The organism is Olsenella uli (genome assembly GCF_901212655.1).
Lineage (GTDB): Bacteria > Actinomycetota > Coriobacteriia > Coriobacteriales > Atopobiaceae > Parolsenella > Parolsenella uli_A.
Window position 1 is genome coordinate 98,378 of the sequence record NZ_CAAKON010000023.1, and the last position, 21,748, is coordinate 120,125.

Genomic DNA, 21,748 nt, shown 5'->3' on the forward strand with positions numbered 1-21,748 from the left:
GGCTGCTGTATTACAGAGTCAGCAAAGGCACACACGAGATGTCGGAGGTGCTGGAGCGGAATGGCAAAGCGCGGCATCGCATCAAAGACGAGACGCCAGGGGGAGTTCAGTCTGTCAATGCGTACGAGGTCATCGGCTTCTTATGGTTTCCGGCATGCGTCCAATCAACGTATTCGAGAGGGGAACGAGATGGACCTGAGCGAAGTTATTGATGAGAACATCATCGACCTTGACGTGAAGGGCACGACGAAGGACGAGGTGCTTCGCGAGCTGTCCCAGCGCCTGTACGACAACGGCTACATCTCCGATGTCGAGCAGTTCGTGAAGGACATTTACGTCCGTGAGTCCATGGGCATCACGGGTGCCGGCAACCACATCGCCATCCCCCACGGCAAGAGCTCCGCGGTCAACAAGATCACGATTGCCGTTGGGCGCAGTGACCACATGGTCGAGTGGGAGAGCTACGACGAGCAGCCGGTCAACCTCTTCTTCCTCTTCTGCGTCTCCGACGACGAGGGGTTCGCGCAGAACCACATGCGCCTGCTTGCCGAGCTTGCGGGCAAGATTGGCAAGGACAGCCTCGCCGAGGAACTTCAGAATGCCAAGACTCCGGCGGAGGTCGTCAAGATCCTCACTGCCTAGCAGGGGCAGGAAGCGCGCCTCTTGGCGCGTGGGACATACAAGGTCGCATCGAAAGGGAAGAGCATGAAGATCGTTGGAGTTACCGCGTGCACCGCAGGCATCGCCCACACCTATATCGTGGCCCAGAAGATTCAGGACGCTGCCGAGGCCGCCGGTCACCAGTGCAAGATTGAGACCCAGGGCACCATCGGTGCCGACAACGTCCTCACTCCCGAAGAGATTGCCGAGGCGGATGTCGTGATCATCGCCCACGATATCGCCGTCAACAAGGATCGCTTCAAGGACAAGAAGGTTGTCGACATTCCCATCAGCACGGCAATGAAGAGCCCGAAGAGCCTCATCGCGACGATTGAGAAGAAGCTCGGCAAGTAGGGTTTCGGTTCTATTTTCGATTGACATTTTCGATTCGCGCGTTTACTCGGGGCCGCGGTGCCTCAGCACTCCTTGTTTTCAGACATACCTATGGCTAGCTCCGTGCTCATAGCTGAATAAGTGCACAGATGAACATATGGGCCTATTTAAGCCAATAGTTTACATACCTATAGGCGGACCTGCGGGTCCGAGGGAAAGGAAGGAGGGAGTTCCATGTCCAAGATCAAGAAGGTGGGCGTCATGAAGACCATCATGACGGGCATCTCCTACATGATCCCGATGGTCGTCGCGGGCGGTATTCTCGGAGCTCTCGCAAAGGGTCTCGGTGGCTGGCAGATCGGTGACTACTACAAGGCAGTCTCCGGATCCTGGGCAACCCCGTTCACAGGAATGGAGCCCTTCACGTGGGGCGGCTTCTGGTGGGGCGTCAACATGCTCAGCTCCTACGCGATGAACTTCGCGGTGGCGATTCTCTGCGCGTACATGGCATACGCCATCGCAGAGCGCCCGGGCATCGTGCCTGGCTTCATCATCGGCTACGTCTGCACGATGTCGAAGGCCGGCTTCCTCGGCGGCCTGCTCATGGGCTTCGTCATTGGCTACTTCATCCTTTGGATGAAGACTTGGAAGACGCCCAAGTGGTGCGCGGGCCTCATGCCAGTACTGATCATTCCGGTACTTGCGACGTTCGTCTGCGGCATGCTGTTCCTCTGTGTCTTCGCTCAGCCCATGGCTTTCGTCATGGATGTGTTCCAGAAGTGGATTGCCTCGCTCAACGGCGGCTCCAAGGCCGTGATCGGCGCCGTCATTGGTGCCTGCATGGGCTTTGACATGGGCGGCCCCATCAACAAGACCGCTTCCATGGCTGCCAACGGCCTCGCTGCCGACGGTATCTACGGCCCGATGTCCGCAAAGATTATCGGCGGTATGACGCCTCCGACCGGCCTGTTCATCGCGAGCCTCATCGCCAGGAACAAGTTTACGCAGACCGACCGCGACACTGCCATCACCGCGCTCCCCATGGGCCTCTGCTTTATCACCGAGGGCGTGCTTCCCTTCGCGGCTGCCGACCCGCTGCGCTTCATTCCGGCCTCCATGCTCGGCTCCGCCACCGCGGGTGCCATCGCAGTTGGCATGGGCGTCGAGTCCGTGGCTGCACACGGCGGCATTTTCGTCTTCCCGGCCATGACGAATCCCCTCTGGGCCGTCATCGCCCTGGTCGCCGGCTCCGTGGTGACGGGCGTTGTCTACGCCGCCATCAAGCAGAAGCCGTCCGAGGAGGCGGAGGCTGTCGAGGAGGAGATCACCGACGACCTCGATATCGAGCTCTAGGAACGACCTAACCACATGCACGAAGGCCTGAGCCACAAGCCCCAGGCCATGAGAAGGGCCGGCAGGGACGCTTCACGGGACGTGACCCGTTCCGCCGGCCCTTTCTTGTCGAAATACAGGAAGAACCGCGCTCGGCGACTCGGGGCGGGAACAGAAAGGGGACTCTCTCATGCTCGTGTCCATGAAGGCTATTCTCGATCACGCGAACGAGAACAACTACGGCGTCATGTCCATGAACTGCATCAACATCGAGATGGTGCGCGCCGGTATCGAGGCTGCCTGCGAGGAGCGCTCGCCGATCATCATCCAGATGGGCTGCGGCCAGATCTCCAAGCACGCCCACCTCACCGAGATCGTGCCCGTGGTGAAGGAGCTCGCGGAGCGCGCTACGGTTCCCGTTGCCTACAACCTCGATCACGGCTCCAACCTCGAGGACGAGATTCGTGCCATCCAGGCGGGCTTCACCAACGTCATGATTGACGCTTCGTCGCTGCCCTATGAGGAGAACGTCCAGCGCACCAAGACCATAGTCTCGCTTGCGCACCCGATGGGCGTCTCCGTCGAGGCTGAGCTTGGTCACGTGGGCCAGGCGGCGGACGGCGACGGCCGCACGGATGACATGTACACCAACGTCGAGCAGGCCAAGGACTTCGTGGCCCGTACGGGCTGTGACGCGCTTGCCGTGGCCATCGGCACCGCGCACGGCAACTATCCCAAGGGCTTCGTTCCCAAGCTCGACTTTGAGCGCCTGCATGAGCTCAAGGAGGCCCTCGGCATTCCCTTGGTGCTGCACGGTGGTTCCGGCTCGGGTGAGGAGAACCTCCGCAAGGCCGTTGCCGGCGGCATCAACAAGATCAACGTCTGCACCGATGCGTTTGCGGCCGCCAAGGCGGGCATGCTCGAGCTGCTCGAGGAGAACCCCAATGCCGACTTCCTCGCCCTTCAGATGAAGGCGGAGGCTTCCGTCAAGGCGTTCGTGAAGGACTACATGCACATCATCGGGTCCAACGACCGCTATGTCTACGCCGACTTCGACTCCGGCTCCAAGGAGTAGGGACGGCTTCGGCGGCGGGGTGGCTCCCGTCCCTTCCTCTTTGACGTCTCGCCGCCGAACGTCTCTACCGGGTCCCTTGCGTAGGCTTCGCTAGGGTCCGGGTTAGCGTCGTGACAAGCGACGCGCGCAACAGGCCGCATCGGCGCCAAGCGTGGCGCCTGCCAGAAAGGAACGCATATGAAGATCGCCCTTATCCAGGAGTTCTCCCAGGCCTCCAAGAACGACATCATCCTCGGTCAGCTCAAGAAGGTTGCCGAGCCGCTCGGCAACACCGTCTACAACACGGGCATGCAGCAGGTCGCGAACCCCAACGACCTGCCCGAGGACTACACGGCCGAGAACCCGCGCCTTACCTACCTGCACATTGGTATCCAGGCCGCGCTGCTGCTCAACTCCAAGGCGGTTGACTTCATCGTCACCGGCTGCGGCACGGGCCAGGGCGCGCTCATGAGCTGCAACATGTATCCGGGCGTCGTCTGCGGCTATTGCATCGAGCCCACCGATGCGTACCTGTTCCTTCAGATTAACGACGGCAACGCGCTCTCCATCCCGTATGCCAAGGGCTTTGGCTGGGGTGCCGAGCTGAACCTCGAGAACATTTTCACCCGCGCGTTCGGTTCTCCGAAGGGCATGGGCTACCCGGCCGACCGCAAGGAGTCGCAGAACAAGAACGTTCGCCTGCTCGACGACGTGAAGCGTCGCGTTGCCAAGCCACTGCCCGAGATCATTCGTGCCCTTGACCCCGAGATGGTTAAGACCGCCCTCACCCCGGCCTTCCAAGAGTGCTTCTTCGCCGGCTGCCAGGACGCTGAGCTCGAGGCGCTCGTTCGCGAGTTCCTCGCCTAGGAGATCTGCTTGGGCGGGACGCTCCCAGGGGCGTCCCGCCCGTATGGTTCCCGTGCGCGGGCGGCCTTTGCCCCGAGGCCGCCCGCGCACGGAAACCATACGGAGGTTTGCGGGCTTGCGAGTGTTGCAACTCTCTCGGCAATCCCGCCATCTTGTCCGACAACCGTTTCGTCCGAGGAGGCTTCCATGCAGACGTCGGAGTACCTGCAGATTGCGCTTGCGGTGGTTGGCCTGTCGCTTATCACTTGGACAAAGGTCTCCTTCACGCGCAGGCAGCAGGCAGACCCTCGCGTGAACGCATGGTCGAAGCGCGAGAACGCGGTGCGTGCCGTCGCCTGGACGCTTATTGGCATTGCGCTGGTATTCGTGTTCTTCCCATTCTGACGTCGTTCGACGGACGTCCCGTTGCATCTGGACTTTTTGGCGACCGACCCCTTCCGAGGAGGAAGCATCATGCAGCACGTCACCTTCGATAGCTCGCGACCGCTCGACCTCGTGCTTCTCGGGCGCATTGCGATTGATTTCAATCCTGCCAACTCCGATGACGTCCGCGAGGAGTTCAAGCCCCTCAAGGATGTCCAATACTTCGAGAAGTACGTGGGAGGGTCACCCGCCAACATCGCTATTGGCGTAACGCACCACGGTCTCAAGGCGGGGTTTATCGGCAAGGTGTCAGATGACCAGTTCGGTGACTTCGTCTGCGAGTACTTCGAGCGCGAGGGCATCGACACGAGTCACGTGACGCGTTGCACGAACGGAGAGAAGCTCGGCCTCACCTTTACCGAGATGCTATCTCCGAGCGAGAGCCACATCCTGATGTATCGCAACTGCATTGCAGACCTGCAGCTTTCGGTTGATGATGTTGACGCTGAGTACATTGCGAGCGCAAAGGCCCTGCTCGTGAGCGGCACGGCGCTTGCCGAAAGCCCGAGCCGGGAGGCGGCGCTCAAGGCTGTGCTACTGGCGCGACAGGCGGGCACGCCCGTCATCTTAGACATCGACTATCGCGCCTACAACTGGAAGAATGCCGATGAGATCTCGATCTACTACTCGGCCGTGGCTCGTCAGGCCGACATAATCATGGGCTCTCGCGAGGAGTTCGACCTCACCGAGCGACTTGTTCGCCCCGGAATGGCCGACGAGCAGAGCGCCGCCCACTGGCAGGGGTGCTGCGCCAAGATCGTGGTCATCAAGCATGGCATGCAGGGTTCGACCGCCTATGTCGAGGGTGGCGAGAGCTACTCGATCAAGCCCTTCCCGGTGACGGCCCGCAAGGGCTTCGGTGGCGGCGATGGCTATGGGTCGGGCTTCCTCTACGGGCTGTTCCAGGGCTGGGACCTGCAGCGTTGCCTAGAGTTCGGTTCCGCCGAGGCGTCGATGATGGTGCGCGCGAACAACTGCTCCGATGCTCTGCCCGGCCCGGAGGAGGTCCAGGCCTTCATTGATGCCGAGAAGGCGGAGTTTGGCGAGATGGTCGCAAGGGCATAGGGAGTCCTTGGGGTGTGTCGCGCTGCGCTCCGAGTGCGGTGAGGCACGCCGATTTGCCTGGGCGAGGTAGCGCGTCGGGCCAATCCTGGGTTTGGGGGTGTGCAGTATGGACGTCTTGCTCGTGGCGGTATGCGTCGTGTTTCTCGTCGTGATGGGTGCGAAGGCCATACGGGGCTATCCGGCATATAAGGGGTCGGTCTATCAGCAGTTGTTCGGGAGCTATCTCGAGTACTTCTGGAAGGGCACTGTCAGCCAAGATCTCTCGCAGTCGGGGTGGCTCTCGGGAATCGTGGGGACGCACCGCCTGGGCTATATCACGTGCTTCGAACCTAAGGGTATTCCAGTTGCGCAATTCGTCAGCGTGTTCTCGGCGCACGGGTTCGTTTGCCTGTGCTCCCCGGTCGTCGCCTCCGCTGATCGCGTCCCCGCGCTTGGGAGGGCGCTCAAGGAGCAACGGGCCTTTCTCAAGAGGGTGGCAGACAGGCGTGAGATGCCCATAGTCATTGCTGTCCCAGAGGAAGTTGCCACCATCTCTCCGGATGCTCGGGTCTCGGTGATTAAGGTTTCCGAGCTTCCTTCATATTTGACATCCATGAGCGGGACCGGCATTTCGGAGGGTGACGTGCCCCCCGCGTTCGAGGCGTTCAAGAAAGGGGCGTCACATGTGGGACGGTAAGGTGCGTGTGGTGTCGAGCCCCGAGATGCGGACGCTTCCACGCGTGCGCCTTGCGGGCAAGCTTGACCGGTACGTGCTCTCGAACGGCGTCGAGATGCCATGTCTTGGCTTTGGCATGTACATGATGCCGGCGAACGAGGTAGGGGAGACGGCGCTGCGTTTGGCGCTCGAGCTTGGCTTTCGCCACATAGATGGCGCGCGCAACTATGGCAACGAGGCCATGGAGGGACGCGTGCTTGCCGAGAGCGGCATCCCGCGCGGCGAGCTCTTCCTCACGGGCAAGCTCAAGAACGATGAGCAGGGATACGAAGAGACGCTTGCCGCCTTCGAGCGGAGTTGCGAGGACCTTCAGACCGATTATCTCGACCTCTACCTTATCCATTGGCCCAAGGTTGGCGGCCATGAGGATGAGTGGAGAGAGCGCGTCTGGGGTACCTGGTGGGCGTTCGAAAAGCTCTATGCCGAGGGGCGCGTGCGCGCCATCGGCGTGTCGAACTTCCTCGTGCATCACCTCGAGACGCTACTCGAGCGGGCAAATGTCATGCCACAGGTGAACCAGATCGAGCTCAATCCGGGCTATCAGCAGCGCGAGACCGTTGCGTGGTGCGAGCACGCGGGCGTGCAGCTCGAGGCATGGGCTCCGCTTGGGCGGGGACACCTCCTGGGCAATCCGGTCGTGACCGATATTGCCGGGCGTCTGGGCAAGGATGCGGGCCAGGTGTGCGTGCGCTGGTCGCTTCAGCATGGCTTCGTCACGATGCCCAAGTCGCTCCACCCCGAGCGCGTGCGGTCGAACAGCGAGGTCTTTGACTTCGAGCTCACTGAGGCCGACATGGTCGCGCTCGACGCGCTTGACGGTCCCGATAACTACACCTTCCATCCCGACCGGCTTGATGAGTGGGCGGAGCGGGTGGCCCGCGCCCATGCCGAGAGCGGGGTGTAGCGGAGGCGGCGCATCGAGTCTGCAGTGCTTTACCGCCATGGCACTCGGCTTCGCTCGAGTGCCCGATTCTGTCTTTTGCAACCACGGGGGTTTCTATGTCGCAGTTTGTTACACCGCACAAGATCGTCTATGGGCCGAATGCGTTGGGCGAAGCGCTTCCCGTGCTTGCCGGCATGGGCAAGAAGGCGCTTGTCGTCACCGATGCCATGATGGGCAAGCTCGGCAACCTCGGGCTCCTCACCGACGCGCTTGCTTCGGCCGGCACTGGCTTCGAGGTCTATGACGCGGTGAACTCCGAGCCCGTGGACGGTATGGTCGTCGAGGGCGTTCGCCGCTACAGGGAGACGGGCTGCGACTTTATGGTTGCCCTCGGAGGCGGCTCTCCCATCGATACGATGAAGGCCATCGCTATGTGCGCCGCGAGTGGGCGCGAGATTGCCTCGTTCATGGGGGAGTCCTATGCGGGTTCGGTGTGCCCCATGGCAGCCATTCCCACCACGGCGGGTACCGGCTCGGAGGCGACGCAGTTCACAATCATCACCGATACCGAGCGGGACGTGAAGATGCTCATTGCGGGAGCCCCGCTCATTCCCGCGCTTGCCATCGTCGATCCGCGGTTCACGATGACGGCCCCGGCCGGTGTTACGACTGCGACGGGACTCGACGCGCTGTGTCATGCCGTCGAGTCTTATACCTCGCGGAAGGCGCAGCCACTTTCCGAGATGTTCTCGCTCTCTGCGGCGAAGCGCATTTTCGAGAACCTCGAGGTGTGCGTGCGGGAGCCGAGCAACGTCGAGACACGCACCCAGATGTCGCTTGCGGCGACTGAGGCGGGTGTCGCGTTCAACAATGCCTCCGTTACGATTATCCATGGGATGTCGCGACCCATTGGCGCGCTCTTCCATGTGCCGCATGGCCTTTCGAACGCAACGCTTATGGAAGCCTGCTTTGGGTTTGCGCTCGACGGGGCCTACGACCGGTTCGCGCGGGTTGCTCGGTTCTGCGGACTCAGTGACTCCGCAGATGACCGCGAGGCGGCTGAGGATTTCATGTCTGCGCTGCACCGCATGCTAACCGAACTTAAGGTTCCGACGCTCGCGGAGTTCGGTGTCGACCGAGCGGCCTTCCATGCCGCCATTCCCAAGATGGCGCGTGATGCGGAGGCCAGTGGCAGTCCCGCGAACAACATCAAGCCCGTGACGGTTGCCGATATGGAGCGGCTGTACCGCGAGGTGTACGCCTAATCGAAAACCATGTGGTCGTAAACAAATACCGGTGCCAGGTCGACATCGTCGGCCCGGCCAATCGTTTTGAACGCTGTGCGAGCGAGGGAAAAGAATGCGTGGCCCGACAAACGTCGCCACGGGCCCTTTCCAATGAGGGGAGAAAGGTCAATCTAACCGGTCCTGCCATCAGCCAAGCGGACAAGTATCGTCTTGTTATCGGTGACTCATGCTTGCACGACGGGAACGAATGAGTTGTAGGTTGCGTGAGTGTGCATGGCGCGACCTCTTAACGCAGCGGATCGACCTTAAAAAAGTCCTTGTTGTTCGAGACCAGCTCCCAGTTTGCAAGCAGCTCGTCATGATGAATGCCCGCCCAGGCGGCAACATTCCGTTCTTTCCTCTTGGGCAGCTGGCCTTCGAGCACGTTGCCTTCAAGATCGAAGACGGTCCCCCCAATACATGCGAATAATGATTCCGAAGAATAAACTGATGGTTGGCATCGAAGCCACAAAAAAGCCGGCGATCGCCAGAATAAGGGCGACCGCCGGCCATCAGAGCGGGCCGAGGCAAGACGCCCCGGCCCATGCAACTCACACGCTACTTCATGATCTTGCGGAACAGCGCCTTCACGTCGTCGAAGCTTGCCTCGCGCGGGTTGCCCGGGAAGCAGGCATCAGCCATGGCGTCCTTGGTAATCTGGTCGAGGTCGTCCTCGGTGATGGCGTCGCAGGTCTTGGGGATGTTCACATCGGCCGAAAGCTGCTTCACGGCCTCGATGGCGGCGTCGGCGGCCTCGTCGGTGGTCATGTCGGCGGTGTTCACGCCCATGGCGCGCGCCACGTCGGCGAGGCGGCCGGCCGCGACGGGCTTGTTGAACTCCATGGCAATCGGCAGCAGCATGGCGCAGGCGACGCCGTGCGGGGTGTCATAGTGCGCGGAGAGCGTGTGCGCCATGGCGTGGTCGATGCCCAGGCCCACGTTGGAGAAGCCCATGCCGGCGATGTACTGGGCGAGCGACATGCCCTCGCGGCCGGAGCCGCCCTTGTGCTCCTTGGCCTCGGCTACGCTCTCGCGCAGGTTCTTGGAGATGAGGTGAATGGCCTCGAGGTGGAACATGTCGGTGAGCTCCCAGGCGGCCTTCGTGGTGTAGCCCTCGATGGCGTGGGTGAGCGCGTCCATGCCGGTGGCGGCGGTGAGGCCGGCGGGCATGCTCGCCATCATGTCGGGGTCGATGACGGCGACCTCGGGGGCGTCGTTGGTGTCGACGCATACGAACTTGCGGACCTTCTCCACGTCCGTGATGACGTAGTTGATGGTGACCTCGGCCGCGGTGCCGGCAGTGGTGGGCACGGCGATGGTGAACACGGCATGGTTCTTGGTGGGGGCCACGCCCTCGAGCGAACGCACGTCGGCGAACTCGGGGTTGGCGATGATCACGCCGATGGCCTTGGCGGTGTCCATGGAGGAGCCGCCGCCGATGGCGACGATGGAGTCGGCCTCGGCGGCCTTGAAGGCCTCGACGCCGTCAACGACGTTCTGGATGGTGGGGTTAGGCTTGATCTCGGAGTAGAGGGTCCAGGCTATGCCGGCCTCGTCCAGCAGGTCGGTGACCTTTGCGGTGACGCCAAACTTCACGAGGTCGGGGTCGGAGGCCACGAAGACCTTCTTGTAACCGCGACGCGAAAGCTCGCCGGGAATCTCGGAGATGGCGCCGGCGCCATGGTAGGAGATGGTGTTGAGGACGATGCGGTTGACTGCCATGTTCCCCTCCAAGGGATAGGCCGCCTCGGCCCATGGCAAAGCCGCCACAAGGGCGGCATGGGGCTCGGCGGCGGTTGCGTCGATGGGACGCGTTACCAAACCGCCGAAACATTATTACCGAAAATATGGTCCATCAGTAATCCTAATCCGCGAACGGGCAATCTCGTCGGCGGACGGCACTATCTTTGGCGTGCCGCCTTCGCCTGCCCGTCTCGAGCGTCCGTTTGCGGGTGCCTGCGTCCGGCGTCCATCCCGCAGACACCTCCCTCAGGCAAACGGCCGGGGCCTGTGCGCAGGCGCCCCTCGCGCCCTGTCTCTGGTGACGCTACCTCCGGCGTCCGCCCCGGTTGGCCTCGTGGTCCTGGCCGGCCCGGTTGCGCCCCTGCGGGTTCGAGCCCCGCTTGGCATTGCCGGCGAAGTGCCCGGCACCGCTTCCCTTTGGGCCTCGCTTGGGATATCCGGCGGGGTGCGCGGAGGCGCCTCCCTTGGGGCCGCGCTTGGCGTTTCCGGCAGAGTGTCCGGCGTCGTTTCCCTTCGTCCCGTGCTTGGCGTTCCCGGCAGGCCTGTCGCCGCCGTTGCCCTTGGGGCCCCGCTCGCGCGCGAGCTTGCCGTGGCGCCCCGAGCCCTTGCCGCCCGTCTGCTTGCCCTGGCCCTCCTTTGGCGGGTAGGGCCTGATGAGGCACGTGGGCCCAAAGCCCACGAGGTCCTCGCGGCCGGTCGCGCGCAGCGCCTCGCGCACGAGGGCCCAGTTCTCGGGCTTGCGGTACTGGATGAGGGCGCGTTGCATGGCCTTCTCGTGCGGGTCGCGCGTGATGTAGACGCCTTTGAGATCGCGCGGGTCCACGCCGGTGTAGAACATGCAGGTGGACATCGTGGACGGGGTGGGGTAGAAGTCCTGCACCTGCTCGGGCATGTAGCCCATGTCGCGCACGGCCTCGGCCAGCTCCACGGCGTCTGCCATGGTGGAGCCCGGGTGAGAGCTGATGAGGTAGGGCACCACGTACTGCTCGAGCCCCAGGCGCTTGTTCATGGCGTCGAAGCGGCGGCAGAAGGCGTCGTAGACCTGGCGCCTCGGCTTGCCCATGATGGCGAGCACGTTGTCGCTCACGTGCTCGGGCGCCAGGCGCAGCTGGCCGCTCACGTGGTGACGCACGAGCTCCTCGAGGAACTCGTCGGAGGTGTCGGCCATGGTGTAGTCGAACCGGATGCCGCTGCGCACGAAGACCTTCTTGACGCCCGGCAGCTCGCGCAGCTCGCGCAGCAGGTGCGCGTAGCCCGTCTCGTCCACCACCATGTTCTTGCAGACGTTGGGCCACAGGCAGCGGCGGTTGTGGCACACGCCGTGCTCGACCTGCTTGTCGCAGGCGCGTCGGAAGAAGTTGGCCGTGGGGCCGCCCACGTCGAAGATGTAGCCCTTGAAGTCGGGGTCTTCGATGATCTGGCGGGCCTCGGCCATGATGCTCTCGCGGCTGCGAACCTGTAGCACGCGCCCCTGGTGGTAGGTGAGGGCGCAGAAGCTGCACTCGCCAAAGCAGCCGCGGTTGCTCGTGATGGAAAACTTGATGTCGTCGGTGAAGGCCGGCACGCCGCCGGCGGCATCGTAGTCCGGGTGCCAGGCGCGCGCGTAGGGAAGCGCGTAGGTCTCGTCCATCTCCTCGGTGGTGAGCGGCAAAGACGGTGGGTTCTGCACCACGTACACGCCGTTGGGGTATGGCTCCACGAGGCGCGTGGCCGTGATGGCGTCCATGTTGCGGTACTGGATGTTGAAGCTTCTGGCATAGTTGACTCGGTCGGCCATGAGGTCGTCCCAGCTGGGGAGCAGCTCGTAGTCAAAGACCTGGTCGAGGGCACCCTCGCCGGCCACCTTGTAGGTGGTGCCGGCGATGTAGGTCACCTGGTCGATGGGGAGTCCCGCGTCCAGGGCGTCGGCCACCTCCACGATCTGGTGCTCGCCCATGCCGTAGATGAGCAGGTCTGCGCCGGAGTCCAGCAGGATGGAGCGCTTGAGCTTGTCAGACCAGTAGTCGTAGTGGGCGAGACGGCGCAGCGACACCTCGATGCCGCCCATGATGATGGCGGCGTCGCGGTAGACGCTGCGGATGAGGTTGGCGTAGACCACCGCCGCGTGGTTGGGTCGGGCGCCCATCTTGCCGCCGGGCGTGTAGAAGTCCTTGGGGCGCCGGTGCTTGGTGACGCTGTAGTGGTTCACCATCGAATCCATGTTGCCCGCCGAGACGAGAAAGCCCAGGCGCGGCTCGCCGAGCGCCTGGATGCTCTTGGGGTCCTTCCAGTCTGGCTGGGCGATGAAGCCCACCTTGTAGCCATGGGCCTCGAGCAGGCGGGTGATGATGGACGCGCCAAAGGAGGGATGGTCCACGTAGGCGTCGCCGTTGACGTAGACGAAGTCACACTGGTCCCAGCCGCGGGCGTCCATGTCTGCGCGCGAGACGGGCAGGAACTGGTCGCGCCCGGGCCTGGCGGCGGCGTGAGCGTGGTTTGGGCTCTTGGTGCGGCTATCCATGCGGTCTCCCGAGGCTGGGCGCGGGCGTGTCAGTCCCAAAAGTATAGACGGCGTCCGAGTGGGGCCCCGGCAGGCCGTTTCGTCCCGGGCTGGGTCTGCGCCGCTCACGCGAAGTCTTGTTGGCAAGCGGCTGGCCAACCTACATCGAGCAATGCCGGCGCGGGCTGCTTGGGGCGCCTGGCAGGCCATCTTGTCCGGGTGCCCCGATGCGGCGGGCTTGGGGCGCCTGCTGGTCCCCAGGTTGCGAACAAGTAGAGAAAACACCAGGTCAATGGCCCTGAAAGTACAAGGTTCGGCCATGTGTCCGAGTTCACCGAAGCACACATCCGCAGGACCTCCATATCACCTCTGGTTAACAATTGACGCTTGTTCAATGAAGGCTCATATTGACGCCCGTTTAACGCAAGCCGAGTGGCTGCGACGGCTGGAAGTTCGCAAGTGAGCAGCGGTAAACTTGGCGAGTGAGCCCGCGTTAGGCGCGGGCGTCGTCCACATGCCCCCGGGCAGGACCGGGGAGAAGAGAAAGGCACCATCATGAAGAAGTCCACTCAGAACGCTCTGCTCGTTGCCGGCGGATTCCTGCTCGGCACCGCCGGTGTCGCCGCTGTGACCTCCGAGACCGCCAAGAAGGGCTACGTCCAGGCCGTCGCCTGCGGCATGCGCGCCAAGGAGTCCTACGACAAGATCGTCGAGCAGGCCAAGGCCCAGGTCGATGACATCGTCAACGAGGCCAGCTACCTCAACGGCAAGGACGAGTCCGGCGAGAAGGCCGAGTAGCCGCGAGCCATGCAGTACACACTCGTAAGTGACATCCCCGGGCGCCTCCGCGTTCGGCTCGCGGGCCACGTGCCGCCTGCGGACGTCGAGCCCCTGCGGGTCGCGCTCGAGAAGTGCCCGTCCATCACGGCCGCGTCGGTCTACCCGCGTATCGGCTCGGTGGCCATCTGCTACGCGCCGGCTGCCACGGCCGCGCCTGCGCTGACCGACGGCAGTGCCGCGAGCGTGAAGGACCTGCTCGACGCCGCCCGCGCCGACGCCCTGAACTGGGTGGGCATGCTCGATGCCGCCGCCGTGGAGGACGCCCGCCGCGACTGCGTCGGCGCGTTTGCCCCGCAGACCGGCGACCTGCTCATGGACATCGCCGAGCTCGTGGGCTTCCACTACCTGCGCCGCTGGTTCCTCCCGGCGCCGCTGCGCGTGGCGTGGACGGTCTGGAGCTACCGCAAGTTCCTCTGGGCCGGCCTCAAGTCCCTCTTCTCCGGTCGTCTCGACGTGCCGGTGCTCGACGCCGCCGCCGTGGGCATCTCCTTCGTGAAGGGCGACTTCGCCACCGCCGCGAGCACGATGTTCCTCCTGAACATCGGCGAGGCACTCGAGGAGTACACCAAGGCGCGCTCGCAGCACGAGCTCATCTACTCGCTGCTCGCCATGCCCGAGCATGCCAAGCGCATCGAGGGCGGCCAGGAGGTCTCCGTGCCCGCCAGCGAGCTCGCCGAGGGCGACCTGGTGGTTGTGCGTACCGGCATGCCCGTGTGCGTGGACGGTATCGTCGAGCGTGGCGTGGCCATGGTCAATCAGGCCACGCTCACCGGCGAGCCGCTCGCCGTGGAGCGCACGGTGGGGGACTCTGTCTACGCCGGCACCGCGGTGGAGGACGGCGAGATCTTCGTCCGCGTCACCCATGGCGCTGGGGGTACGAAGCTCCGCTCCATCGTGTCGATGGTCGAGGCCTCCGAGGATCTCAAGAGCGAGACCGAGGGTCGTCGCGAGCGGCTGGCCGACGCCATCGTGCCCTGGAACTTCCTGCTCGCGGGCGTCGTGGCGCTCACTACGCGCAGCCTCGTCAAGACGAGCGCCGCGCTTATGGTGGACTACTCGTGCGCCCTCAAGCTCACGAGCTCCATTGCCGTGCTCTCCGCGATGAGCCAGAGCGCCAAGGCCGGCTTCACGGTCAAGGGCTCCAGGCACTTCGAGGAAATCGCGGCCGCGGACACCATCGTCTTCGACAAGACCGGCACCCTTACCGAGGCCACGCCGAGCCTGTCGTCCGTCATGGCGTTCAACGGCTGGCGCCGCGACCAGGTGCTGCGCTTCGCCGCCTGCCTCGAGGAGCACTTCCCGCATCCCGTGGCGCGCGCCGTCGTGCGTGCCGCGGAGGAGAGGAACCTCAAGCACCGCGAGCGTCATGCCGAGGTCGAGTACGTCGTCGCGCACGGCGTCGCCTCCTCGCTCGATGGCGAGCGCGTCGTGATCGGCTCCCGCCACTTCGTGGTGGAGGACGAGCACGTTGAGGTCACGGCCGAGCAGCAGGCGATGATTGCCAAGGAGACCGAGGGCCTGTCCTCGCTCTACCTCGCCGTGAACGGCGAGCTTGTGGGCGTGCTGGCCATCGCCGACCCCATCAAGCCGGGCGTTCCCGAGGCCATGGCGGAGCTCCGTCGCCTGGGCGTCAAGCACCTTGTCATGCTCACGGGCGACAACGAGGTTGCCGCCGCCCGCGTGGCCAAGGCCGCAGGCATCACCGAGTTCAAGGCAAACCTGCTGCCCGAGAACAAGCACGCCTACATCGAGCAGATGCGTGCCGAGGGCCATCGTGTGGTCATGGTGGGCGACGGCGTGAACGACTCGCCGTCCCTCTCCGCCGCGAACGTGGGCGTTGCCATGGGCAACGGCACGGCCATCGCCAAGGAGGTCGCTGACGTCACCCTCACGCAGAGCGACATGGCGGCACTTGTGGGCCTGCGCCGCATCTCCTGCGAGCTCATGGACCGCATGAACGGCACCTTCCGCAAGGTCATGGTGTTCAACTCGTCGCTGCTTGCCCTGGGCATCGCCGGCGTCATCACGCCGCAGCTCTCGAGCCTGCTGCACAACACGAGCACCGTGGTGTTCTCCGTGCGCGACTCGCGACAGTACGACATGTAGCGGTAGTTGCCGCAACAGAGGGGCGCCTGATGGCACCTCACGAGAAGGCGCCCCGAGCTTTGGCTTGGGGTGCCTTGCGTTGGAAGTGTGACGTTGGCTTCGGGTGGGGCTCGGGCCGGGGCAGACGTGAGGGGCCGCGTCACGCCCTAGGCCGAGGCAGGCCGCTTGGGAGTGGACCCTCGCGAGCGTGAACCCTTTTCCGGCGAGCGTCAGGCCTTGGTTCCCTCGCCGTTCCAGAGGCATCGTGTGGCCAACTCGGTGAGCACGGCTTGGGCCCGGCGCACGTCGGCGTGGGGCACGTACTCGTTCGGCTTGTGGGCGAGGGCGAGCGAGCCGGGCCCGTAGCTCATGCAGTTATGGTTGCCCGTCGTGCCGGCAATGACGGCCGTGTCCGTGTAGCCCGTGAAGATGCCCACCTCCGCCGGGGTGCCCAAGACGCGCCCCGTCGCGGCGAGGAGGCCTGCGAGCAGGGGAGACTCCGGGTCGCGCTCAATGGCGGGACGGTCTCCGGTGATGGCATAGCTGCCGTGCGCGCCGGGCACCACCTCCTCGGCGCGCTCGATTGCACTCTTGACGATGCGCGTCGCGGCGGCCGTGTCGCACGGAGGCGCGAGGCGCATGTCGATCCAGACCTTGGCCTGGTCGGGCACCACGTAGGGGCGGTAGCCACCCTCGATCTGACCAAACGTCACCGTGGAGTGGCCGAGCTCGGGATGGGTGGGCTGGGCCTCGATTGCCCGGCGGATGCCGCCGATGGTCTCCGCGATGGCGGCGATGGCGTCTGCACCCTTCCAGGGCTGGCTCGCATGGGCGGTGACCCCCTTCATCGTAAGCTCGAACCAGGTGCGGCCCTTGTGAGCGACCTGTATCTGCGCATCGGTGGGCTCGGTGTCGAGCACCCACTCCTCGTTTCCCACCCAGCCCGCAGAGATTGCGGCCTCAACGCCGCGTATGAAGTCTTCCTCGTCCACGGTGCAGATGAGGGAGAAGGCGCGCTCGGGCAGCTGGCCCGATGCCGCCACGCGCTCGAGCATGCGCGCGAACGCGGCCATGGCGCTGGCCAGGCCACTCTTCATGTCGCAAGACCCGCGGCCGTAGAGGCGCTCGTCCCTGATGAGGCCCGAGAGCGGGTCGATGTCGGCGTCCCACCCGTTGCCGAGCGTGACGGTGTCCATGTGGCAGATGTAGACGAGGCGGGGAAGGGACGCCTTTGGGGCAACGGAGTAGGCGGATGCGCACCTCGACGCGTTTTGAGTTTGGTCCTGGGCGGTTGCCGCGGCGTTTCCGCTGGCGGTGCGGCACGTGAGCATCCGCTTCGACACGTACTGGGACCAATCCTGGTCTTGGGTGGCCTCTTTGGCATTCCCACCGGTTGCGATGCTCTCGAAGCGCGAGGGAATCGTCGCCATGAGCTCCGTCCGTCCGGGAAGTGCCTCGAGCTCGTCGATGCGAATCCTGGCCGCGAGCTCCGCCGGCAGCGCGGCGATGCGCGTCTCGAGCCAGCCCTTGATGTAGCGTTCGATGTTGCCCTCGTAGGCACCGGGGTCGGAGCTGTCAATCTGCACGAGCTTGCGCGCAAGCTCCCATGCCTCGTCGTCCGCGCCCGTCTGTCCGCTTGCCATCACCTTGTCTGTACACATGGCTGCCTCCTCGTGACAAGCATTCTACTGCGCAAACAAAAATAAAGTTAGGTTAAGCAGACAAACTGTTTGCCCAAAGGAAGAGCGGCTCCGGCACGCGCCCTCTCAATACGAAAAAGTCCGGCTCCGGCACGCGCCCTCACAATGCGAAAAGCCCGGCCCGCACGCTCGCCTCCCTGCCATGGGCGCGGAAGGCTGCGGTGCGGGCCGGGCTCTCATTCCCGGATGGGCTGTGGACTAGGCCAGCTTGGCGCCAAGCTCCTTGGCGGCGGTGACGTCCTCGTCCTCGCTCGGGTCCTGCTCAACGGCGAGCTTGCCAAGGACCTTGAGGCCGGCGGCCTCGGAGCGCTCCTGCCAGTCGTTCTGGTACTCGCCGTCGCCGTGGCCGTAGGAGCCAAACAGCACGACGTTCTTGCCGGAGATCTTGGGCTCAAGCTCGTCGAGCATCGGGACGAACTCGGAGTCGTCGAGCTCCTCGGAGCCGCTGGCGGGGCAGCCCAGTGCGAAGGCGTCGTAGTTGTCGGCGTCGTTCACGTCGAAGTCGTCAACGGAGAAGACGTCGGCCTCAGCGCCGGCCTCGCGGGCACCCTCGGCGACGAGCTCGGCAATGGCCTCGGTGTTGCCCGTGCCGGAGTAGTAAACAACAGCAACCTTGCTCATGTTGATTCCTTTCTCGTGGCGGGCGTGCCCCGCCATAATTGCCACTTAGCTAGTTACATATTACCCAACCGCCGCACAAGCACAAGCACGCATCCAAGAAAACGTTCTCAACACAAGGTCGTGGCGAACCTACGGACTGGTGCAACGCCAGCCCGATTGCACAGGACCCGGCCCGTGAAGCTAAGCGAAACGATCCGCTTGCGCGAACGACTCACTTCGCGCAAGCCCTCATCGCCGAGGACGTTTCGCTTAGCTTCCCGGGCCGGGTCCGTCGGGATCAGGTGCCCAGCGCTACACCAGGGCGGCGCCCAGTGCCTTGCAGGCCTCGAGCGCGTCGTCATCCGGCTCGAGATTCGCGATCACCGTGTCAACGACCTCCGCGCCGTCGCCCTCGGTGCGCTCCTTCCAGGTCTCCATCCAGTCGCCGGTGCCCCAGTCGTAGGAGCCAAACAGGCCAACCTTCTTGCCGGAGAGGTCGCCCTCGACATCCTCGAAGAACGGCTCGAACTCGTCCTCCTCGAGCTGCTCGTCACCCATGGCGGGACAGCCGAACGCGAGCGCGTCGTAGTCGGAGACGCTGCCGGACCAGTCGGCGGCGGCGATCTTCTCGACCTCGGCGCCAGCGCCCTCGGCGCCCTCGACCACGGCGTCGGCCATGGTCTCGGTGTTGCCCGTGCCGCTCCAGAACACAACTGCGATCTTGCTCATGGTTCGTCCTTTCGTATGCCAACCCGCCTGTCGGGTATGGTTCCTGAGTCTGTGCCGCCTTCCGCGGCCGTGCCCTCGCCGTGCGAGGCGTTCCGAGCCATCCGCCTTACGCGGCGGCCCCAATCCTCACGAGCGCGAGGTCTGCGATGCTCACTCCCATGGAGAGCAGGGCGGTGTAGGCCTGCGTGCAGCGCCGGTACCGCTCGAAGCACGCCTCGGCACGCTCGCGCTCGGTGTAGACCTTCCAGCAACCGCAGCAGAGGTAGTCCTTGCCCTCGTGCTCGATGAAGCCCATCACGTCATCGAAGGGATAGCCGAGGAAGAAGCCCACCTCGTGGGGGAAGCCCGCCTCCGGGTCCCGGCGATGGCAGCGCTCCAGCTGCTCGTCCAGCCTCTGAATCGCCGCGTCGAGCCATTCGCGCCCGTCCGTCTGGTAGCCCCAGTCCGCGAGCTTCGCCGCGACGCGTCGGTCGCGCAGGGCATGCGCGAGCTGGTCGGGGCGAAAGACGTAGACGAGGGCGCCGCAGAACCTGCGGGCGACGACTCGAACGGCGACGCCGCTTGGCCCAAGGCGCCGGCACTCCTCCGCCACGAGTGCGTCGAGCCTCTGGCAGAGTTCCTGCGCCGTACGCCAGGCAGCGAGCTGGGCTGCAGGTTCCTCATTCGTGTCGGCCGCAAAGGCCCCGGGAACGTTGAAGAGGCATCCCGGCTTCATGTCGGCGAGGGTAGGGGAGCAGTGGCGCACGATGGCGCGTTCGAAGCTCTCGATGTCCAGCGTCATTCCCGCCCCCGAACGTCCGTTCGACGTAGTTGTTAACTATGGATAACTCATGACCAACCGTACCGATGGGACGCCCCGTGGTCAAGGGAAAAGTACGAACTGGATAACTTTTCGGCGCCGGAGCCTTCAGGCACCTGCCCTCTCAAGGGAGTACAGTGTGGCGCTGGGGGCGATGGGGATGGGTCTCGAAGACCGGGGACACAAGGACCAGAGAAGAGACTGGCTGCACGACGGCAATGCCCGCGCGCTTGCCTGGGCACTGGGCGTCGCGCTCGTACTAGGTGTGGTGGCGCTCGTCGCAAGCCCCTTGGGCGGCGACTGGCTCGGCCAGGGCGAGCAGCCGGCGGATACCGCGTGTGAGGACCAGGGCCAGGACGGCGCCCCGGCCTTCGACGCTTCCACTCAGGGAGACTCCGACGCCGTGCCGCGGGATGGCGACGCCCAGGACGGCGGCATTCAGGGCAGCGACGCGCAGGATGCGTCAGCGGACCAAGGGGACGACTCTGGTCTCGAGGACGTCGACCCCTCGGAGACCCCCTCGGATAACACCCTCGAGCATCGCCTCGACCTCTACCTTGAGGGTTCGTTTCCCCAGACGAGGATGCCGGGCGTCGCGGTTGCCGTGGTGGATGCGGACGGTGCCGTCTACGAGCGCACCATGGGAGACATCGCGAGCACGACCTCGACCACGCTCGTGGGATCGCTCAGCAAGTCCTTCACCGCCGTCTGCGTGATGCAGCTCTGCGAGCAGGGGCGTATTGACCTCGACGCGCCTGCCCGCAGCTACCTTGAGGAGCCGGGGTCGCTGCCAGACTCCGTTACCGTGCGAGACCTGCTGAACCAAACGAGCGGCCTCGGCTACTACGACTCGCTCTCCCAGGCGCTTGCCCGCACGGAGCCCGGCCCCACCGCGGGCAGTTTCTCGTACGCCAACGCCAACTATGACGTGCTGGGACGCATTGTGGCCGACGTCTCCGGCGAGTCCTATGGCACGTATCTGCAGGAGCATGTGCTCGGACCGCTCGGCATGGACCGCACCTCGGGCGATATGACGGGGGCACTTTCGGACGGCACGTCCGTGGCAGACTCGCTCACGCCGGGGCGTCGCAACTGGTTTGGCGCGTATGTGGCCGATGGGTTCGCGCATCCCGCCGGAGACGATGCCTGGGGGTCCGGTCCCTCGGGCTACGTGTCCTCGAGCCTCTCCGACATGGAGACCTATCTCCGGATGTACCTGGCCGAGGGGGAGGTGCCGGGATCTTCGGACGGCTCGCGCGTGCTGTCTGCGGACTCGGTGAGCTCCATGTTCCTGGACCGCGTGCCAGACCCCAACGGCGACACCTACTACGGCATGGGCTGGACCTCGTTCTACTGGGACGACGGCGAGCTCGTGCTCTCGCACGACGGTTCGGTGGAGGGCTATTGCGCGCGCATGGTGTTGATGCCCGAGCGCGGCCTCGGCGTGGTGATGCTCTGTGACGGCAGCGACGAGGTGGCTGGCAGTAGCCTCTTCTTCCAGATGGCGGATGGCGTCGTGCAGACGGTTGCCGGTGACGCACCCGATCCGGTGGACGGTGAGTGGTATGTGGACAGGCATTCGCACGACGACGGCATGTTCGCGGCCGCGGTCCTCGCGTGTCTCGTCTCGCTTGTGTGGGTAAGCCGGTGGCGCGCCTATCTGACATCCGATTGTTGCCGGCCACTTGGCGTCGTGGTGCGCCTCGCGCCCTACGTCGTTTTGCCCGTTGTGGTGCTGCTGAGGCCCCTCGCCTGGGGCGTCTCCTGGCGCGACCTGCTCACCTTCGTGCCCGACGTCTCGGCGGTGCTCGTCGCCTGCGCCGCGCTCCTCGTGGCCGCCGGCGTTCGTCGAGTGGCAATCCTCTTCCGCGCCCGCGGCTAGCTGTCGGCTTCCTCCGCCTGGCGTCCGACCTGCACGTAGCTCCCGGCCGCCGCGAGTCGCCCCGCGAGTTCCTGCGAGTTGCCTGGGCCCGTGTCTGCGCCTAGCCGCCGACTTCCCTCGGCCCCTCGGAACGGCCGCCTCCCGTGGCGACCGCGAGCGCCGCGGTTGCCCCTTCCCACCCCTCTCGAGCCGCCTCTCCCTCCATTTTTGTCGAGAGTAGTCATTACGCATGTTTTTTGCGGATGAAACGGTTCCAAAAGTGCGTAATGACTA

Annotated in this window: 20 protein-coding genes; 13 read left to right on the top strand and 7 right to left on the bottom strand. The window is 64.5% G+C overall.

Going from position 1 to position 21,748, the window contains the following annotated elements; translation table 11 throughout:
* Positions 1 to 189: 189 nt before the first annotated feature.
* The 10 genes from EFAMC2_RS05305 (at position 190) to EFAMC2_RS05350 (ending at position 8,597) form a co-directional block, all read left to right on the top strand.
* Positions 190 to 642 (top strand): PTS sugar transporter subunit IIA, encoded by a 453-nt coding sequence (locus tag EFAMC2_RS05305; protein ID WP_154027812.1) that lies wholly within the window; start codon positions 190 to 192, stop codon positions 640 to 642.
* Positions 643 to 705: 63 nt separating this feature from the next.
* Complete coding sequence (locus EFAMC2_RS05310; protein ID WP_154027813.1) at positions 706 to 1,014, top strand: PTS fructose transporter subunit IIB; 309 nt, start codon at positions 706 to 708, stop codon at positions 1,012 to 1,014.
* Positions 1,015 to 1,227: 213 nt separating this feature from the next.
* Positions 1,228 to 2,346, top strand: coding sequence for a PTS fructose transporter subunit IIC (locus tag EFAMC2_RS05315; RefSeq protein ID WP_154027814.1), 1,119 nt, complete (start codon positions 1,228 to 1,230; stop codon positions 2,344 to 2,346).
* A gap of 169 nt (positions 2,347 to 2,515) precedes the next feature.
* Positions 2,516 to 3,400, top strand: coding sequence for a ketose-bisphosphate aldolase (locus tag EFAMC2_RS05320; protein WP_154027815.1), 885 nt, complete (start codon positions 2,516 to 2,518; stop codon positions 3,398 to 3,400).
* A 177-nt stretch (positions 3,401 to 3,577) separates the two neighbouring features.
* A complete protein-coding gene (locus EFAMC2_RS05325) occupies positions 3,578 to 4,246 on the top strand; it encodes an RpiB/LacA/LacB family sugar-phosphate isomerase (protein ID WP_154027816.1) in 669 nt (222 codons plus the stop codon).
* A 186-nt stretch (positions 4,247 to 4,432) separates the two neighbouring features.
* Positions 4,433 to 4,630 (top strand): hypothetical protein, encoded by a 198-nt coding sequence (locus EFAMC2_RS05330; RefSeq protein WP_154027817.1) that lies wholly within the window; start codon positions 4,433 to 4,435, stop codon positions 4,628 to 4,630.
* A gap of 69 nt (positions 4,631 to 4,699) precedes the next feature.
* The gene (iolC, locus tag EFAMC2_RS05335; protein ID WP_154027818.1) at positions 4,700 to 5,734 is read left to right on the top strand and encodes a 5-dehydro-2-deoxygluconokinase; all 1,035 of its coding nucleotides are present in this window, start codon (positions 4,700 to 4,702) and stop codon (positions 5,732 to 5,734) included.
* 106 nt (positions 5,735 to 5,840) lie between these two features.
* On the top strand, positions 5,841 to 6,410 hold the full coding sequence (locus EFAMC2_RS05340; RefSeq protein WP_154027819.1) for a hypothetical protein: 570 nt from the start codon (positions 5,841 to 5,843) through the stop codon (positions 6,408 to 6,410).
* Positions 6,397 to 7,353 (top strand): aldo/keto reductase, encoded by a 957-nt coding sequence (locus EFAMC2_RS05345; RefSeq protein WP_154027820.1) that lies wholly within the window; start codon positions 6,397 to 6,399, stop codon positions 7,351 to 7,353. Before EFAMC2_RS05340 ends, EFAMC2_RS05345 begins: the two co-directional genes overlap by 14 nt.
* Positions 7,354 to 7,448: 95 nt before the next feature.
* Complete coding sequence (locus tag EFAMC2_RS05350) at positions 7,449 to 8,597, top strand: iron-containing alcohol dehydrogenase (RefSeq protein WP_154027821.1); 1,149 nt, start codon at positions 7,449 to 7,451, stop codon at positions 8,595 to 8,597.
* Between the two features lie 268 nt (positions 8,598 to 8,865).
* Here the strand turns inward: EFAMC2_RS05350 and EFAMC2_RS10540 are convergent, their stop codons facing one another.
* The 3 genes from EFAMC2_RS10540 to EFAMC2_RS05365 all read right to left on the bottom strand — a co-directional run bounded on the left by EFAMC2_RS10540 (position 8,866) and on the right by EFAMC2_RS05365 (position 12,861).
* Complete coding sequence (locus EFAMC2_RS10540; protein WP_410054797.1) at positions 8,866 to 9,168, bottom strand: DUF4160 domain-containing protein; 303 nt, start codon at positions 9,166 to 9,168, stop codon at positions 8,866 to 8,868.
* Positions 9,169 to 9,176: 8 nt separating this feature from the next.
* Complete coding sequence (gene fucO / locus EFAMC2_RS05360) at positions 9,177 to 10,340, bottom strand: lactaldehyde reductase (RefSeq protein ID WP_154027822.1); 1,164 nt, start codon at positions 10,338 to 10,340, stop codon at positions 9,177 to 9,179.
* A gap of 325 nt (positions 10,341 to 10,665) precedes the next feature.
* A complete protein-coding gene (locus EFAMC2_RS05365) occupies positions 10,666 to 12,861 on the bottom strand; it encodes a YgiQ family radical SAM protein (protein ID WP_154027823.1) in 2,196 nt (731 codons plus the stop codon).
* Positions 12,862 to 13,395: 534 nt separating this feature from the next.
* On the opposite strand from EFAMC2_RS05365, the gene EFAMC2_RS05370 reads away from it, so the two are divergent.
* Both EFAMC2_RS05370 and EFAMC2_RS05375 read left to right on the top strand, forming a co-directional pair.
* On the top strand, positions 13,396 to 13,638 hold the full coding sequence (locus EFAMC2_RS05370) for a DUF6110 family protein (RefSeq protein ID WP_154027824.1): 243 nt from the start codon (positions 13,396 to 13,398) through the stop codon (positions 13,636 to 13,638).
* Positions 13,639 to 13,647: 9 nt separating this feature from the next.
* Positions 13,648 to 15,786: a heavy metal translocating P-type ATPase gene (locus tag EFAMC2_RS05375; protein WP_154027825.1), complete on the top strand. Its 2,139-nt coding sequence runs from the start codon at positions 13,648 to 13,650 to the stop codon at positions 15,784 to 15,786.
* A gap of 209 nt (positions 15,787 to 15,995) precedes the next feature.
* On the opposite strand, the gene EFAMC2_RS05380 is transcribed toward EFAMC2_RS05375, so the two are convergent.
* From EFAMC2_RS05380 to EFAMC2_RS05395, 4 genes are all read right to left on the bottom strand, one after another.
* Positions 15,996 to 17,426 carry a M20 family metallopeptidase gene (locus EFAMC2_RS05380; protein ID WP_261980116.1) on the bottom strand — a complete coding sequence of 477 codons (1,431 nt, stop codon included), beginning with the start codon at positions 17,424 to 17,426 and terminating at the stop codon, positions 15,996 to 15,998.
* A 237-nt stretch (positions 17,427 to 17,663) separates the two neighbouring features.
* Positions 17,664 to 18,086: a flavodoxin gene (locus tag EFAMC2_RS05385; protein ID WP_154027826.1), complete on the bottom strand. Its 423-nt coding sequence runs from the start codon at positions 18,084 to 18,086 to the stop codon at positions 17,664 to 17,666.
* A 291-nt stretch (positions 18,087 to 18,377) separates the two neighbouring features.
* On the bottom strand, positions 18,378 to 18,794 hold the full coding sequence (locus EFAMC2_RS05390) for a flavodoxin (RefSeq protein ID WP_154027827.1): 417 nt from the start codon (positions 18,792 to 18,794) through the stop codon (positions 18,378 to 18,380).
* 106 nt (positions 18,795 to 18,900) lie between these two features.
* On the bottom strand, positions 18,901 to 19,575 hold the full coding sequence (locus EFAMC2_RS05395; protein WP_154027828.1) for a DUF3793 family protein: 675 nt from the start codon (positions 19,573 to 19,575) through the stop codon (positions 18,901 to 18,903).
* Between the two features lie 178 nt (positions 19,576 to 19,753).
* Between EFAMC2_RS05395 and EFAMC2_RS05400 the strand changes: the two genes are divergently transcribed.
* Positions 19,754 to 21,475 (top strand): serine hydrolase domain-containing protein, encoded by a 1,722-nt coding sequence (locus EFAMC2_RS05400; RefSeq protein WP_187325164.1) that lies wholly within the window; start codon positions 19,754 to 19,756, stop codon positions 21,473 to 21,475.
* Positions 21,476 to 21,748: the final 273 nt, after the last annotated feature.

What these genes read in the sequence shown, in the direction of transcription:
- EFAMC2_RS05305 (WP_154027812.1), top strand. Translation starts at nt 190, where the DNA reads ATGGACCTGAGCGAAGTTATTGATGAGAACATCATCGACCTTGACGTG.
- EFAMC2_RS05310 (WP_154027813.1), top strand. Translation starts at nt 706, where the DNA reads ATGAAGATCGTTGGAGTTACCGCGTGCACCGCAGGCATCGCCCACACC.
- EFAMC2_RS05315 (WP_154027814.1), top strand. Translation starts at nt 1,228, where the DNA reads ATGTCCAAGATCAAGAAGGTGGGCGTCATGAAGACCATCATGACGGGC.
- EFAMC2_RS05320 (WP_154027815.1), top strand. Translation starts at nt 2,516, where the DNA reads ATGCTCGTGTCCATGAAGGCTATTCTCGATCACGCGAACGAGAACAAC.
- EFAMC2_RS05325 (WP_154027816.1), top strand. Translation starts at nt 3,578, where the DNA reads ATGAAGATCGCCCTTATCCAGGAGTTCTCCCAGGCCTCCAAGAACGAC.
- EFAMC2_RS05330 (WP_154027817.1), top strand. Translation starts at nt 4,433, where the DNA reads ATGCAGACGTCGGAGTACCTGCAGATTGCGCTTGCGGTGGTTGGCCTG.
- iolC (WP_154027818.1), top strand. Translation starts at nt 4,700, where the DNA reads ATGCAGCACGTCACCTTCGATAGCTCGCGACCGCTCGACCTCGTGCTT.
- EFAMC2_RS05340 (WP_154027819.1), top strand. Translation starts at nt 5,841, where the DNA reads ATGGACGTCTTGCTCGTGGCGGTATGCGTCGTGTTTCTCGTCGTGATG.
- EFAMC2_RS05345 (WP_154027820.1), top strand. Translation starts at nt 6,397, where the DNA reads ATGTGGGACGGTAAGGTGCGTGTGGTGTCGAGCCCCGAGATGCGGACG.
- EFAMC2_RS05350 (WP_154027821.1), top strand. Translation starts at nt 7,449, where the DNA reads ATGTCGCAGTTTGTTACACCGCACAAGATCGTCTATGGGCCGAATGCG.
- fucO (WP_154027822.1), bottom strand. Translation starts at nt 10,340, where the DNA reads ATGGCAGTCAACCGCATCGTCCTCAACACCATCTCCTACCATGGCGCC.
- EFAMC2_RS05365 (WP_154027823.1), bottom strand. Translation starts at nt 12,861, where the DNA reads ATGGATAGCCGCACCAAGAGCCCAAACCACGCTCACGCCGCCGCCAGG.
- EFAMC2_RS05370 (WP_154027824.1), top strand. Translation starts at nt 13,396, where the DNA reads ATGAAGAAGTCCACTCAGAACGCTCTGCTCGTTGCCGGCGGATTCCTG.
- EFAMC2_RS05375 (WP_154027825.1), top strand. Translation starts at nt 13,648, where the DNA reads ATGCAGTACACACTCGTAAGTGACATCCCCGGGCGCCTCCGCGTTCGG.
- EFAMC2_RS05380 (WP_261980116.1), bottom strand. Translation starts at nt 17,426, where the DNA reads ATGTGTACAGACAAGGTGATGGCAAGCGGACAGACGGGCGCGGACGAC.
- EFAMC2_RS05385 (WP_154027826.1), bottom strand. Translation starts at nt 18,086, where the DNA reads ATGAGCAAGGTTGCTGTTGTTTACTACTCCGGCACGGGCAACACCGAG.
- EFAMC2_RS05390 (WP_154027827.1), bottom strand. Translation starts at nt 18,794, where the DNA reads ATGAGCAAGATCGCAGTTGTGTTCTGGAGCGGCACGGGCAACACCGAG.
- EFAMC2_RS05395 (WP_154027828.1), bottom strand. Translation starts at nt 19,575, where the DNA reads ATGACGCTGGACATCGAGAGCTTCGAACGCGCCATCGTGCGCCACTGC.
- EFAMC2_RS05400 (WP_187325164.1), top strand. Translation starts at nt 19,754, where the DNA reads ATGGGTCTCGAAGACCGGGGACACAAGGACCAGAGAAGAGACTGGCTG.